This window comes from Bacillus cereus group sp. MYBK30-2, assembly GCF_051915945.1.
Classification (GTDB): Bacteria; Bacillota; Bacilli; order Bacillales; family Bacillaceae_G; genus Bacillus_A; species Bacillus_A paramycoides.
In genome coordinates this window covers 679649-694274 of sequence record NZ_JBQAFR010000002.1, presented here as the reverse complement: position 1 = coordinate 694274, position 14626 = coordinate 679649, and the positions used below count along the sequence as shown (strand labels likewise).

The window sequence follows — 14626 nt, the reverse complement described above, 5'->3', positions numbered from 1 at the left end:
AGGCACGAATTCTCTCCCTTCCAAGTAGGAAGAAAAAAGGGGGAAGGAACATGCAAACATCTATAGAACCAACGAAAGATGTGAACGGTTCAAAGCATAGGAAATTAGCGACCATGTTATCAATCATTCCAGGCATTGGTCAACTATATAATAAACAATATGTTAAAGGTCTTATTTTTCTAGTATTAACAGGTTCATTTATTGTAGCATTTGCTGATTTATTAAATATAGGATTATGGGGAATTGTAACACTAGGTACAGAAGTTCCACGCGACCATTCTGTCTTTCTATTAGTAGAAGGGATTTTGGCACTTATCGTCATAGTGTTCGGACTAGGAATATATGCATTTAATTTATATGATGCATATCAAAATGGGAAGAAACGTGATATAGGAACACCATTAAACTCCGTAAAAGAGCAATATCGTAACTTATTAGATCAAGGTTTTCCATATTTAATGGTTTCACCAGGGTTTCTATTACTTATCTTTGTTGTTGTATTTCCAATCATTTTCGTAATTTTAATTGGATTTACGAACTACGATTTGTATCATTCGCCACCAGCTAAATTGGTTGATTGGGTGGGCTTTAAAAACTTTATTGATATTTTCACATTACCAATGTGGAGAGATACATTTTTAAGTGTGTTCTCTTGGACTGTCATTTGGACGTTCGTTGCAACGACATTACAAGTAGCACTTGGAATTTTTTTAGCGATTATCGTAAATCAGCCTGGTATTAAAGGGAAGGCGATTATTCGTACAATCTTTATTTTGCCGTGGGCTGTTCCAGCATTCGTGTCTATTCTTGTATTTGCTGGTATGTTTAATGAGACATTTGGAGCAATTAACAATCAAGTATTAGATTTATTCGGAATTGAAAAGGTTGCTTGGATGACTGATCCATTTTGGTCGAAAATCGCTTTAATTATGATTCAAACATGGCTCGGTTTCCCGTTTGTCTTTGCAATGACAACAGGTATATTGCAATCGATTCCAGGAGAATTATATGAAGCAGCTACAGTAGATGGAGCAACAGCTTGGCAACAGTTCCGCAAAATTACATTGCCACTCGTTCTATATGCAACAGCTCCAATCTTGATTACACAATATACGTTTAACTTTAATAATTTTAGTATTATTTATCTATTTAATAGCGGGGGACCTGCTGTGTCTGGACAAAATGCAGGTGGAACGGATATTTTAATTTCATGGATCTATAAGTTAACGATGACTTCGGCGCAGTACGGAAAAGCAGCAGCTCTTACAATGATTTTATCGTTAATCGTTATTACAGTTGCGTTATGGCAATTTAAGAGAACAAAATCATTCCAAGAAGAGGATATGATGTAAATGAATATTAAACGACAAAAGATGTTACGTCTTTCATTAAGTTATTTCGTTATCTTCATAATGTGTGTCATTATTTTCTATCCATTACTATGGATTATTGGCTCATCGTTTAATCCAGGAGATAGTTTGTCTGGTTCTAGCATTATTCCGAAAAATGCAACGTTAGATCATTATCGTCAGCTACTTGATCTTGATTCAAGTAATTACTTACTTTGGTATAAAAATACTTTAAAAATTAGTGTAATGACGATGATCTTTTCGGTGTTAGCAATTAGCTTTACTGCTTATGCGTTTTCGAGATATCGTTTTGTTGGAAGAAAGAATGGTTTATTAACATTTTTAATTCTCCAAATGATTCCGAACTTTGCAGCGTTAATCGCGCTATATATATTAGCTCAGTTAACAGGATTAATTGATACACATCTTGCATTAATTTTAATTTATGTGGGCGGAGCAATTCCGATGAATACATGGCTTATGAAAGGGTATTTTGATACGATTCCGAAAGAGTTGGACGAATCAGCTCGAATGGATGGAGCAGGGCATTTCCGTATTTTCTGGCAAATTATTATGCCACTTGCAAAACCAATCGTAGCGGTTGTAGCGTTATTCACTTTCATCGGTCCATTTACAGATTTTATTTTAGCAAGTGTTATTTTACGCACACCGGAAAATTATACTTTAGCAGTTGGGTTATATGAAATGGTAGCGAAAAAATTTGGTAATGAATTTACAACATTTGCAGCGGGTTCTGTATTAATTGCAATACCAATTTCGATTTTATTCCTATCATTACAAAAATACTTTATTTCTGGTTTAACAGCTGGAGGTACGAAAGGATGAAAATGGGACATTACGTCCCATTTCTCTTTTCATCTCCCTATAAAAATTTGTAGGGAGATGAAAAGAGATTTGACATCACATGTGAAAAGATGTGAAATAAATAGTATATTATAGTATAGGAAAATAAAGCTATATCCCTTACAATACATGGAGAGGGAGAAGATAATAATTTTTGCAAGATAGAACGAAGTGATGAAAGTTTGCGATTTCTCCTATTACTTGCAACGATTGCAAGATAACAATATATGAAATATGGCAGAAACGTGAGAGGAGGGGATTTTTATGACAGTTACAATTAAAGATGTGGCGAAGAAAGCAAATGTTGCACCATCGACGGTTTCACGTGTAATTGCTGATAATCCAAGTATAAGTGAAAAAACAAAGCGCCGAGTTCGAAAAGTAATGAGTGAACTAGGCTATCACCCAAATTTAAATGCAAGAAACCTTGCGAACCAAACAACGAAAACGCTTGGACTCGTTATGCCGAGTTCTGCAAGTAAAGCTTTTCAAAATCCGTTTTTCCCAGAAGTTATAAGAGGAATTAGCTCATTCGCACACATGGAAGGGTATGCGCTCTATATGTCGACAGGTGAAACGGAAGACGAAATTTTTAATGGTGTTGTAAAGATGGTACAAGGGCGTCAAATTGGTGGGATTATTCTTTTATATTCAAGAGAAAATGACCGGATCATTCAGTATTTACATAATCAAAATTTCCCGTTTGTTTTAATCGGAAAACCATATGATCGAAAAGATGAAATTACATATGTAGATAATGACAATTATACGGCTGCAAGAGAAGTAGCGGAATATTTGATTTCATTAGGGCATAAACAAATCGCGTTCATTGGCGGTGGCTCAGATTTACTTGTAACAAGAGATCGTTTGGCAGGTATGAGTGATGCTTTGAAACTAGCAGACATTTTATTACCGAAAGAGTACATTTTACATTTTGATTTCTCAAGAGAAGGTGGACAACAGGCTGTAGAGGAGTTAATGGGACTTGAACAACCACCGACAGCAATTATGGCGACTGATGATTTAATTGGACTTGGCGTACTAAGCGCACTTTCTAAAAAAGGGTTCGTTGTACCAAAGGATGTTTCTATTGTAAGCTTTAACAATGCCTTATTATCAGAAATAGCTAGTCCACCACTTTCGACAGTTGATGTGAATATTTATCAACTAGGGTATGAAGCAGCAAAAGCTTTAGTCGATAAGGTGGAGCATTCGGAGTCTACTGCAAAATGTATCATTATTCCGCATAAGTTATTGAAACGTCAAACTTGTGATCATTATGCATAAAAAAGCTAAGAGTTTAACTCTTAGCTTTTTGCTTTAGAAAGGCTTCTAAACGGTCACAGCCTTCTTTTAAAGTTTCGATACTATAAGCGTAGGAAAGGCGAAGATAGCCTTCACCGTATTCAGAAAATGCCGTTCCAGGAACGACGGCCAGCCCAGCTTCTTTTACAAGATCAAGTGCAAAATCAAATGATGAAGATGTTAAGTTTCCGACATATGGGAATAAGTAAAACGCACCCGTTGGCTTCTCGACTGTTAAGCCCATTTGAATGAGTCTATTATATACATAATCAAGGCGCTTTTTATATTGGTGGCGCATCATCTTCGGTGCATCTTTAGCAGCTGTTAAAGCCTCGATTGCAGCATATTGGGCAATTGAAGTAGCGCATGTAACATTGTATTGGTGAACTTTTAAAATATGTTTTGCTAAATAGCTTGGAGCAAATAAAAGTCCGATACGCCAGCCAGTCATAGAGTGTGATTTTGATAAGCCGTTAATGACAATAGTCTTCTCTCGCATTTCTGGGAAATGAGCAATAGACATGTGCTTTTCTTCATATACAAGTTCGCTATAAATTTCATCAGAAAGAACGAATATATTTTTATCTTTTAAGACAGATACAATATCTTTTAATTCTTCTTTTGATAGGGTAACACCAGTTGGATTAGAAGGATACGGTAAAACAACGCATCTTGTTCGTTCAGTAATTGCATTTTGCAATGCTTCAGCTGTTAAACGAAATCCAGTTTCACGAACATCTATAAAAATAGGCGTTGCACCGCATAGTCGAATAATAGGCTCGTAACCTGGATAAATAGGAGCAGGTAAAATCACTTCCGTTCCTGGCTCCAAAATTGTACGGAATGCAACATCAATCGCTTCGCTAGCACCGATTGTAACAATGGTTTCGTTTTCAGGTGAATAGTGTAAATCGTAATTATCTTTTACAAAGTTACAAGCCGCCTCGCGTAATTTTAGTAAACCAGCGTTATGTGTATAGCTTGTATAATTTTCTGTAATGGCCCGTTTAGCAGCTTCTTTTACTAGAGAAGGTGTAGGGAAATCGGGTTGCCCAATTGTTAAAGAGATAAGATTATCATAGTTTTGAATCATGTTAGAGAACTGGCGGATTCCAGAAATTTGGATGTCCTTCACTCTAGGGTTAATGAATTGTTCCATTGTATCTCCCTTTCTTCCGTTTGAAAATTAAGTTCATTTTATCATATTTTTCATTATTACGCTTTGTATATAAACTTTATCCTGCTATTTGTGAGCGGTAAGAATCTCCTATATTAAAATTCAATGGAAGTAAGAGATAAGAACAGATTAGGTGTGAGGTAATTAAGATTTCCCTTCAATCTAGGTATAAATGTTGCTGTACGTATTGCACAAAAAAAGCCGCTGAAAGCGACTTTTTAATAACCGTATTCCCAATCTATTTCATCATCGTTCCAAAGTACGGAAGATACTTTGCCAAGATGGACAACAGATTCATTTACAGCACATGTACAGTTTTCTTCCCCCGTTTTATGTTGCAATTCTTCGTATACTGATTTTTCAACGTTTTCTAGCACAACCAAATTTTCTTCTTTTAAAACAAGCGTAGTACCCGCCATATTTATCTTCCTCCTACTAAAGTAATGATCACTTATTTGTAAACATAGATAGTATGGATTATATGCTGTATTTTGCGATAGTTGTCCGTCCAGTGAAGTGTTTTTTATTTTCTTTGTAATCCGTATTCATTGTATACTGCACGAAGGAAATTTGGTACAGGGTTTACAATCATTTCGGAAATCTGTAACATTTATTATTAGTTGTTAACAAATAATTAACAAATATGTTAAGAAAAATCAAAATTTTAAAACAAATAGACTTATAAATGATATAATCATATCAAAATACATATAGGGGATGAGAGGCTATGGAGCTTATCCGTGATTTAATGATCCAAATTGCCATCATTATTTTGCCACTATTTTTATATGAAGCGATTCGTTTAAATCGTTATCAAGAAATGCTTCCGAAGCCTAATCGCTACTTTATTATGTTTTTATCTAGCGTTACACTCGTTCTCTCCATGACATATTCTATTTGCTTTGGTACCGTTTGCGGATACAATTTTCATCCAATCCCGATTGTTAGTGGTTTTTTATATGGTGGGATTGTTGGGCTCATCCCTGCCATTATTTTTGTTACATATGAATGGTTTTTAAAGGGAATCAGTTGGTTTCCTATCGTAGAAGTAATATTTCTTTCGATAATTCCATTGTTCTTATCAAAGAAATGGTCTCTTTTTTCAAGAGATAAGAAGCTAATATTAGCTTTTATGATTTCATCAGTTTATGTTCTTGTTTCATTAGTATTTAGCATGTTTAATGTCCTTTTGGAAACAGGTTTTACACCATATATATCTCATCTATATAGTAGGTATATATTTGCTTCACTTATTATGGTTATGACAATGGTATTTCAAGTATATTTGACTGAGTATTTAAATGAGAATGCATTATTGCATACAGAGATGCAAAAATCAGAAAAACTTAATATTGTAAGTGAGTTAGCTGCAAGTGTAGCGCATGAAGTTCGAAATCCCCTCACTGTTGTACGGGGATTTATCCAATTACTAGAGAGTACGGAAGACATGAAAAATAAAGAGTATATGCGTCTCGTATTAGCTGAACTAGATCGTGCTGAACAAATTATTTCAGATTATTTGAATTTAGCAAGGCCCCAAATTGAAAAGAAAGAACATATTTGTTTATCAGCGCAATTGATTGAAATGACAACTCTTATGTCATCATTTGCAGCGATGCAAGGTGTATATTTGCAAGTTGAGATTTCTGAGAGTCTTTACACAATCGGTGATAAGACGAAGTTGAAGCAAGCTATTATGAATGTTGTTAAAAACGGTATTGAAGCAATTCAAGGAAACAAAGGATATTTAAAAGTAACAGCTGTTCAAAAAGATGAAATGATCGTAATAAGAGTTAAAGATAGTGGTGTTGGAATGACAAAAGAACAGTTAGCAAGGCTTGGACAACCTTATTATTCTTTGAAAGAAAAAGGAACAGGATTAGGCCTTATGGTAACATTTAGTATTCTACAAGCACATAATGGTACACTGGAATATAAAAGTGAAAGTGGAAAAGGAACTGAAGCGATTATTATATTGCCAGCTGTAAGAAATAAGGAATAAAAGTTACCGGTAGAAGGTAACTTTTTATTTTATGTTACATTAGAAAAATATATATGATTTTACTCATTTGTTTTTTCTTGTTTTGTTCGAACAAATAAACTTCTAAATGATTGAAAGAAGCTTTGCTCTTTTGAGGCGGCGACTAATCTTTTTGTTTCTTGAATTTCGCGAATAACTTGCATAAGCTGTGCATCACGGCTACTGTCTTTATTGTAAATTTGGTTGACAAGTTTATTCATTTTCTCTTCTTGTTTGGATTCTCGCTTATACATATGATTCATTAATAAGTCCATCTTTTCTTTTTGGAGTGCATCTGTTTGAGCAGCATGATCAACTAGCTCTTGTAGCATTTTTTCTTGTGAACCTTCTTTGACATAAACTTGTTGCATCAGTTCATCTAACTTCTCATCTTTTAAACGATTTTGTGTAATAAGGGTAGAATTTTGATGAATAATTGCCTCATTTAATTGAGCGAGCATTTCAAGCTTTAACATGAATTCTTCAAAGTTACGCCCGTCATCTTTTGTTTGTACTTCTTGTTTGTTTTGTGCAATTGGTATTGGGGGATTATCTTTTTCCTTTAAAATAATTGGAATTGTTTCTGAAATATCTTCTTGCAATGTCGCTGCTCTTTCGTGTATGGATTTTAATAGTTTTAAATCATCCATTTTATAAATACGAGCATCAGCAGCTTTTGAAATGATATAACCATGTTCCTCTAAAAGTTGACTATATTTTCGAACTGTATGTTTTGGGATGCCTGTTTTATTCGTGACATCTTTCGTTTTATAGATTGCGTCCATGAAATTTCCTCCCCAAAAAGTATCGTATATACCAATTCAATCTTTTATGATAACTTCCTTTGAAAAAGAATGTCGGAAGGTTATTAGTTTTCTACAGGATTAGTGAAAAGGTGAGGGAAAATGAATGTTTTTGGCGGAATGGAGAGGAAGAGCTAAAATAATGTCTGAAAACATATATAGAAGAAGTTTGTTATAATAACTGAGGAAAAGAAATTGGTAGGAACATGGAGGTACACATGAAGCAATTAAAAGGTATTATCATTTCAATTATTGCAATTCTTTCTCTGCTGGTAGCGGTCTATGAAGTACTTATTCCAGAGGAGACAAGTAATAAAAAAACAACAACTACGTATGATCAAGTTTTAGAGTTCCCGAAAGAACGTTATCCAGAGACGGGAAAACATATAACGGATGCTATAAAAGAAGGGCATTCAGAAATTTGTACAATTGATCGTAATGGTGCAGCGGATAGAAGGAAATTATCGTTAGCACCATATCCGTCGAAGAAAGGTTATGATCGCGATGAATGGCCAATGGCGATGTGTAAGGAAGGCGGAAAAGGAGCTCATATTGAATATATAAGTCCAGCAGATAATCGTGGTGCAGGTTCTTGGGTAGGGAATAAGCTAGATAAATATCCAGATGGTACGCGTGTGAAATTTGAAGTGAAGTAGTAACCGGCGTACATTTCATAGTGGAGGAGAAGGATAGTTATGGAATTAACAATTTCATATTCGCAATTAATGGTGATGAACTCTGATAATCAGCAGCCTTATGTAGATTGGACTCCTGAAGATTTTGAAAGAGGTTATGCTGAGGTGGATGGAGCGATTATTTTTGAAGCAATCTCTGACTATACTTGTGAAGTGGAAGTGACTTGTGGAAAGCATATTGAGAAGGAAGAAGTGGTTCGAACGATATCAGTTCCTTTCACTGTAAAGAATGAAGGAGTTTTTATAACGAGTATTCTTTCTAATAAATTGCATATTCCTATTCCGAATGGGGAATATATGATAGTCTTGCAGGCGACTCCTCTTGAAAAGCCAACAGACGATGAATTGTATAAAGTACGATACGACTTCTATTTTGAGAGTGTAGAATAAAAAAACGTGTTATCCTTTTTGAAGGATAACACGTTTTTTTATTATGCATTTGTCTTTAGGAGAGAACGAGCGTCTTTCGCTGCCTGAACCATATACTCTAAGGCAGGTATAACTTCTTCGGTTCTTCTAGTTTTTAAACCACAGTCTGGATTAATCCAGAAATATTTAGGATCACATACTTGTAAAGATTGTTCTACGATTGCAAACATTTCGTCTTTACTTGGGACACGTGGGCTATGAATGTCATATACACCTAGACCAATTCCTTTTTCATATGTTGTATGTTTTAATGTATCAATAAATTCCCCATGACTTCTTGATGTTTCGATGGAAATAACATCTGCATCTAATGCGCGAATTGCATCTACAATATCTTCGAAGTTACTGTAACACATATGAGTGTGAATTTGTGTTTCATTTTCTACAGAAGATGTTGCTAAAAGGAATGATTGAACTGCCCATGTAATATATGCATTCCAATCTTTTTCTTTTAACGGCATTCCTTCACGAAGTGCTGGCTCATCGACTTGGATTACCCTAATTCCGGAAGATTCAAGTAATTCAATTTCATGACGAAGTGCTAATGCAATTTGATATGAAACTTCTTTTCTTGAAATGTCATTTCGAACGAATGACCAATTTAAAATAGTGACAGGTCCAGTTAGCATACCCTTTACTACTTTCTCTGTTAAGCTTTGTGCATATACAGTTTCTTTAATAGTCATTCCATTTATAAAGGCAACATCGCCATAAATAACAGGTGGTTTCACACAGCGAGAACCGTATGATTGTACCCATCCATTTTTAGTAAAGGAGAAGCCAGCAAGTCTTTCACCAAAGTATTCCACCATGTCAGTTCTTTCGAATTCACCGTGTACTAGGACATCAAGACCAATATCTTCTTGGTAACGAATCCACTTCTCAGTTTCCTTTTCAATGAATTGAGTATATTGTTCATTTGTAATATCGCCGTTACGCCACTGTTTACGTGTTTGACGAACTTCAGTTGTTTGTGGGAAGCTACCGATAGTTGTTGTTGGTAACAGTGGTAACTGTAAAGCCACTTGCTGTAATTCATATCTTTTTTCAAATGGAAGAGGACGTGAGAAATCATCTTCTTTAAGTGCTGTACGCGCTGCTTTTACATCTTCACGATTACGTGCAGCTGATGAACGGATTGCATGATGTGCATTACGATATGTTGTCAGCTCGTTACTGATGCTTTCAACACCTTTAGTAAGAGCAGATTGGATAAGGACTAGTTCTTCTAACTTTTGATTGGCAAATGCAAGTGCATCAAATAGTTCGGTTGATAAGTGCTTTTCTTCTGTTTTATCAATTGGAGTATGCAATAAGCTACAAGAAGGTTGAACAATTAAACCTTTTGCTGTGACTTGATTTTGTAATGTTGTAAATAAAGAAAGTACATCATCAAGATCAGCTCTCCAAATGTTACGGCCATCTATACAACCGATAGCTAAAATTTTATCAGCTGGGAATCCATATTTTGAAATAGCATTTACATTACCTTCTTTGCCATGAACAAAGTCCAATCCAATACCAGAAACAGGGAATGTAATAATTTCTTCATAGTTTTCTTCTACACTATCAAAATATGTTTGTAGAATAAGGTTAGCATTTGGAACTTCTTTATGAATAGCTTCGTAAAGTTCTTTCGCTTGATTAATTTCATCTTTTGTTAAAGATGCGAAGATTGGTTCGTCAACTTGAATAATTTGTGCTCCAGCTTCGTGTAATTCAGAGAATAATTGTACGTAAGGCGCAATTAGCTGTTTTAAAATAGTGGCAAATTGATCTTCGGTATAACCTTTTGCTAGTTTTAGGAATGTATAAGGTCCTAAAATAACTGGTTTGCCATCGACGCCTAACTCTTTTTTCGCTTCTTCATATAAACGAAGGGGACGATTGTCTTTTAAAGAGATTTGTAACCCTTCTTCATATTCAGGAACAATATAATGATAGTTTGTGTTAAACCACTTTGTCATTTCAGAAGCAACATGATCTTTAGATCCACGTGCCATTGCAAAATATACATCAAGGTAAGATGTAAACTCTGAAAAACGTGATGGGATGAATCCTAACATGTAGGCTGTATCCAGAACGTGGTCATAATATGTAAAATCGCCTATTGGAATTAATTCAATTCCTTTTTCTTGCTGTACCTTTACGTGTTGAAGGCGGATTTCTTTCATTGTCGTTAAAAATGTCTCTTCATCAATTTTATTGGACCAAAAAGCTTCCAATGTTTTTTTCCACTCTCGTTGTAGTCCGATACGTGGATAACCTAAGTTACTTGTTTGAATTGCCATTTCAAATTCCTCCCTAATTGAAAGTAAGCATTTCCGTTTACTAGGAAATACCTATAACAAAAAGCATAAAGGCATAGAAAATAAGCCTTCCTTTTTGTTCTTAACACCTCATCATCATCCGTGAGTCTATCAGTGTTGTTAAAATAGGCAGGTCTCCTGACTTATGCTTCATATAATTTCTTTCACCTTCCCGTTTTCACAGTGGCACAAAAAAGAAATCTCAGCATTTACAGTGGCGGGACCGTGTTGGAGTTTCACCAAACTTCCCTTTTAAACACGAAATAAAATTTTCGTGTACCTATTTTCCTTTTGAAAGGAATTTAACAAGCGATATGATATTGAAACAAATTCTAACATAATTTTTGGAATTTTGTCTACTGTTTTAAAATAAGAAAATTCTAAAGTTTTCATTTCCTTGTATTTGTAATTTTAAAAATATTTAGGTTGGTTTTTATACTAGAATGAGGGTGTTTTGAACTGTGAAACAATGGTGGTATTAAGTTTTTCTAAAAGAGGTGATACCTCTTTTAGAAAAACTTAATCAGTCTCTACTCCTATTTCTGAAAGGCGACTTGCAGTTGCATCTTTTAGGAGTGTGTTTAGCCAGCGCAATTCAACATTAATATGCTCAATGACGCTCTGTAAAATATATAGTTGGGCACGAGGAACTATTTGTTTGTTACGATCGTATATTGTTTGCATTGTATGTAAGTATTGAACCGTATCATCTCTCTTTTTTTCTAAAATAGGAACTAGTGCTTGTTCGTCACTAAAGTGAGCGAAAGAGAGCGCTGAATAAATTGGTTTATATATTTGATTTTTTGCTTCAAATTGCTTTAATAATAAAGTGTGGAAAAGGTTTTTTCCTTCCTCAGTTATATGGAAGATTGTTTTATCTGGTCTATTCGTATCTCGAACAATATTTGTAACACGAATTGCACCTTGCTTTTCTAATTGCTCGAAGGCATAGTATAGTGATCCCTTGGCATATTTAATATAACAATCCATTTGTCTTTCTTTCATTATGTGCTGTACTTCATATGGATGCTTATCCCCTTCGAGTAGCAAGCCGAGAATGACTAATTTCATACTCATGCTGTCTCAACTCCTGTATATAGAAATTTTATACATATTATAAACGGTATATCCTCTTTCATAAAGGGATATACCGTTTCATTTTTCCATATTAGCTTACTTGTTTTTGTTTTTGTTTCGTTTTTGGTCCTGTTAAAAGACGTTCATTTCCCATAAGTAAAATACAGATTATACTTAGTATAGCTGGGATAAGTGCCCAAAAAAATGTATTAGCAATAGATGTTGCAAGGGCATCCTTAATTCCGCTTAGTATTTCAGGTGGTAGCTTTTCAGTAGCGTTTGGTGATAATAAGAAGCTGGTGTCTCCACCTTTTGGTGCCATTTTTGCTAATTCAGGAGGAAAGACTGCTTTTAATTTATCAGTGAAGATATGATTTTGAATCGTACCGAAAATAGTGACACCGAGGGTCATTCCTAGTGAACGGAAGAATGAATTTGTTGATGTAGCAGAACCGCGATCTCTCATTTCTAGTTTGTGAATAGATGCCATACTTAAAACTGAGAAGGAGAATCCAACTCCAAGTCCAGCGAGAATCATAAACATTGTTACGAGTGTACGAGGTGTTTCCATTGTTAAAGTGCTTAGTAAATAAATACCAAGAACGAAGAAAACTCCAGATACCATCATAATGTTACGATAGCTTGTTCGTGAAGCTAACTGTCCACCAGTTTGACTCCCGATTACAGACCCTACCATCATTGGTGTTAAAATTAATCCAGCATTTGAGGCCGAACCACCGAGAACACCTTGAACGAAGATTGGAATATAAACTGTGCAGATGATAAAAGCTGCACCATAGAAAAAGGCAACCCCTTGGCTGGCTGCAAATAAAGGCTTTTTAAATAAATGGAAAGAAATAATAGGCTCAATCGCGTTTCTTTCTACGAAGAAGAAAATAATAAGCATAATAACAACTGCTGTAAATAAACCAATAATTACATTAGAATTCCATGCATATTCTTTACCGCCAAGTTCTAGGGCAAACATTAAACAAACGATACTAATGACCAGTGTAATGGCACCAGCCCAGTCAATTTTTTGTTTTCGATATTCTAGAGACTCGTTGTAGTATTTAGTAATGAAGAAGAAGGAGATAAGTCCTAATGGAATATTAATATAGAAGACCCAGTGCCAGCTTATATAATCTGTAATATATGCACCTAATAAAGGTCCGAAAACACTAGATGTCCCGAAAACGGCACCAAATAGTCCTGTCATTTTCCCTCGTTTTTCAGGTGGGAATATATCATACATAATTGTAAATGCGATAGGCATAAGAGCGCCGCCACCAATTCCTTGAATGGCTCTATAAATACTTAGTTGTTCAATACTTGATGCTGTGCCGCAAAGGGCAGAACCGAATAAGAAAAGAATTAGTCCACCAATATAAAAACGTTTTCGTCCGTACATATCAGACAGCTTACCGAAAATAGGCATTCCGGCCATTGTTGCTACCATGTATGCAGATGTGACCCAAACGAATTTGTCGAACCCTCCTAGGTCTCCGACGATAGTTGCCATCGCGGTTGCGACTATTGTATTATCCATTGCTGCCATTAGAATACCAAGCAATAAACCAGCAACAACAAATTTTGTTTTGCTTGAGTCTTTTTTTGATAGTTGTGTTTCCAAATATAGCCCTCCTTTAATAAAAATTAAACTAACTTAAGTTTTTGGGTGCAGTGCATAAAAAACTTCATGTACAGTTTGTCTCGTTCCCGCGTTATTTATAAAAAATTGCACTGACATGATATAAAGATTAGAAATCATAAATTATATTATAGTCAAATTTGACTAAAAGGCAAACTTTTTCTTTCACCAAATTATTCTCTTATCCGGCTATTTACGGGCAGTAAGGCTTGACGTTGTTACATAGTCAATGAAGGAAAATGTAAAAAAATATTTAATAAAGAATAGCCCCTGTCACCTATTAAAAATGGTTTTTTCTTTATATTGTCGAATAGGATAAAAGGGAGAGAAATAATTAATGCTGTTTGTAACAAGTTCCAATATTTTTTTGTGTGATTTATTGTGTAGATAGGCAGAATAAAGTTGTATAGATGATACATCTGGAATGAGGTGAATTTACATTATGAAAATATGGAAACGAATTTCGGATCAAGGAAGGTATTCTATACCGTTGCAGCCTGTTTTGTGGATTGATGGTTCAAAAAAAGAAACCGAAATTCCTAATGTAGCCGTCACATTGCAAATCCGTAGTATGTATAAAGAAAAATTTGCATATAAACTAGCCTTTGATGTCAATGATATACTTATTATTCGTCTTGAAGTTGAAAATAAAGGAGTTGAAATGATTTCACGAGTTGTCGTAAGTCATATGATTCGTGACTATTTTGCGTATATCCCCAATTCTTTAAAGACAGATAAGGGGATAAGTGAATTTTTATTTCAGCTTGTAAGGTGGCGAATCGATAATTTATCACCAAATGAAAAAGTGGAATTAATTTGTAAAATAAAAGCAAATAAAGATAAAGCTCCTCCAAATTCAGTATTTCAAGCTACATACACATGTCAATATAAAGGATTATCATATGGCCCACTGCAAACAAATGAAGTGGTTGTAAGGCAATGATAAA

Annotated in this window: 13 protein-coding genes and 1 riboswitch; of the genes, 7 read left to right on the top strand and 6 right to left on the bottom strand. The window is 34.9% G+C overall.

Features of this window, described 5'->3' with window-relative positions; genetic code table 11:
* Window positions 1-50: 50 nt before the first annotated feature.
* The 3 genes from malC (at window position 51) to malR (ending at window position 3500) form a co-directional block, all read left to right on the top strand.
* Window positions 51-1352 carry a maltosaccharide ABC transporter permease MalC gene (malC, locus tag ACTFQM_RS15055; RefSeq protein WP_440035049.1) on the top strand — a complete coding sequence of 434 codons (1302 nt, stop codon included), beginning with the start codon at window positions 51-53 and terminating at the stop codon, window positions 1350-1352.
* Complete coding sequence (malD, locus tag ACTFQM_RS15050) at window positions 1353-2195, top strand: maltosaccharide ABC transporter permease MalD (RefSeq protein WP_025150412.1); 843 nt, start codon at window positions 1353-1355, stop codon at window positions 2193-2195.
* Between the two features lie 282 nt (window positions 2196-2477).
* Entirely contained in the window at window positions 2478-3500 is a 1023-nt protein-coding gene (gene malR, locus ACTFQM_RS15045) for a maltose operon transcriptional repressor MalR (RefSeq protein WP_002173244.1), read from the top strand.
* A gap of 13 nt (window positions 3501-3513) precedes the next feature.
* Here the strand turns inward: malR and ACTFQM_RS15040 are convergent, their stop codons facing one another.
* Entirely contained in the window at window positions 3514-4677 is a 1164-nt protein-coding gene (locus tag ACTFQM_RS15040; RefSeq protein ID WP_048374059.1) for an aminotransferase A, read from the bottom strand.
* A 236-nt stretch (window positions 4678-4913) separates the two neighbouring features.
* Window positions 4914-5114: a hypothetical protein gene (locus ACTFQM_RS15035; protein ID WP_440035785.1), complete on the bottom strand. Its 201-nt coding sequence runs from the start codon at window positions 5112-5114 to the stop codon at window positions 4914-4916.
* 308 nt (window positions 5115-5422) lie between these two features.
* On the opposite strand from ACTFQM_RS15035, the gene kinB reads away from it, so the two are divergent.
* Window positions 5423-6697, top strand: a complete 1275-nt coding sequence (gene kinB, locus ACTFQM_RS15030; protein WP_440035047.1) for a sporulation sensor histidine kinase KinB — start codon at window positions 5423-5425, stop codon at window positions 6695-6697.
* A gap of 59 nt (window positions 6698-6756) precedes the next feature.
* Here kinB and ACTFQM_RS15025 read toward each other — a convergent pair whose 3' ends face one another.
* Entirely contained in the window at window positions 6757-7500 is a 744-nt protein-coding gene (locus ACTFQM_RS15025; RefSeq protein WP_440035044.1) for a DUF3967 domain-containing protein, read from the bottom strand.
* A 236-nt stretch (window positions 7501-7736) separates the two neighbouring features.
* Between ACTFQM_RS15025 and nucA the strand changes: the two genes are divergently transcribed.
* Window positions 7737-8174, top strand: a complete 438-nt coding sequence (gene nucA / locus ACTFQM_RS15020; RefSeq protein WP_025150416.1) for a DNA-entry nuclease — start codon at window positions 7737-7739, stop codon at window positions 8172-8174.
* Window positions 8175-8213: 39 nt separating this feature from the next.
* A complete protein-coding gene (comJ, locus tag ACTFQM_RS15015; protein ID WP_440035043.1) occupies window positions 8214-8603 on the top strand; it encodes a competence protein ComJ in 390 nt (129 codons plus the stop codon).
* 41 nt (window positions 8604-8644) lie between these two features.
* Here comJ and metE read toward each other — a convergent pair whose 3' ends face one another.
* From metE to ACTFQM_RS15000, 3 genes are all read right to left on the bottom strand, one after another.
* Entirely contained in the window at window positions 8645-10933 is a 2289-nt protein-coding gene (gene metE, locus ACTFQM_RS15010) for a 5-methyltetrahydropteroyltriglutamate--homocysteine S-methyltransferase (protein ID WP_440035042.1), read from the bottom strand.
* 129 nt (window positions 10934-11062) lie between these two features.
* Window positions 11063-11250, bottom strand: a riboswitch (cobalamin riboswitch).
* 220 nt (window positions 11251-11470) lie between these two features.
* Window positions 11471-12028, bottom strand: coding sequence for a PadR family transcriptional regulator (locus tag ACTFQM_RS15005; RefSeq protein WP_002173237.1), 558 nt, complete (start codon window positions 12026-12028; stop codon window positions 11471-11473).
* A gap of 91 nt (window positions 12029-12119) precedes the next feature.
* On the bottom strand, window positions 12120-13661 hold the full coding sequence (locus ACTFQM_RS15000) for an MDR family MFS transporter (RefSeq protein WP_002173236.1): 1542 nt from the start codon (window positions 13659-13661) through the stop codon (window positions 12120-12122).
* A gap of 460 nt (window positions 13662-14121) precedes the next feature.
* Between ACTFQM_RS15000 and ACTFQM_RS14995 the strand changes: the two genes are divergently transcribed.
* Window positions 14122-14622 carry a hypothetical protein gene (locus tag ACTFQM_RS14995; RefSeq protein WP_440035040.1) on the top strand — a complete coding sequence of 167 codons (501 nt, stop codon included), beginning with the start codon at window positions 14122-14124 and terminating at the stop codon, window positions 14620-14622.
* Window positions 14623-14626: the final 4 nt, after the last annotated feature.

What these genes read in the sequence shown, in the direction of transcription:
- malC (WP_440035049.1), top strand. Translation starts at nt 51, where the DNA reads ATGCAAACATCTATAGAACCAACGAAAGATGTGAACGGTTCAAAGCAT.
- malD (WP_025150412.1), top strand. Translation starts at nt 1,353, where the DNA reads ATGAATATTAAACGACAAAAGATGTTACGTCTTTCATTAAGTTATTTC.
- malR (WP_002173244.1), top strand. Translation starts at nt 2,478, where the DNA reads ATGACAGTTACAATTAAAGATGTGGCGAAGAAAGCAAATGTTGCACCA.
- ACTFQM_RS15040 (WP_048374059.1), bottom strand. Translation starts at nt 4,677, where the DNA reads ATGGAACAATTCATTAACCCTAGAGTGAAGGACATCCAAATTTCTGGA.
- ACTFQM_RS15035 (WP_440035785.1), bottom strand. Translation starts at nt 5,114, where the DNA reads ATGGCGGGTACTACGCTTGTTTTAAAAGAAGAAAATTTGGTTGTGCTA.
- kinB (WP_440035047.1), top strand. Translation starts at nt 5,423, where the DNA reads ATGGAGCTTATCCGTGATTTAATGATCCAAATTGCCATCATTATTTTG.
- ACTFQM_RS15025 (WP_440035044.1), bottom strand. Translation starts at nt 7,500, where the DNA reads ATGGACGCAATCTATAAAACGAAAGATGTCACGAATAAAACAGGCATC.
- nucA (WP_025150416.1), top strand. Translation starts at nt 7,737, where the DNA reads ATGAAGCAATTAAAAGGTATTATCATTTCAATTATTGCAATTCTTTCT.
- comJ (WP_440035043.1), top strand. Translation starts at nt 8,214, where the DNA reads ATGGAATTAACAATTTCATATTCGCAATTAATGGTGATGAACTCTGAT.
- metE (WP_440035042.1), bottom strand. Translation starts at nt 10,933, where the DNA reads ATGGCAATTCAAACAAGTAACTTAGGTTATCCACGTATCGGACTACAA.
- ACTFQM_RS15005 (WP_002173237.1), bottom strand. Translation starts at nt 12,028, where the DNA reads ATGAGTATGAAATTAGTCATTCTCGGCTTGCTACTCGAAGGGGATAAG.
- ACTFQM_RS14995 (WP_440035040.1), top strand. Translation starts at nt 14,122, where the DNA reads ATGAAAATATGGAAACGAATTTCGGATCAAGGAAGGTATTCTATACCG.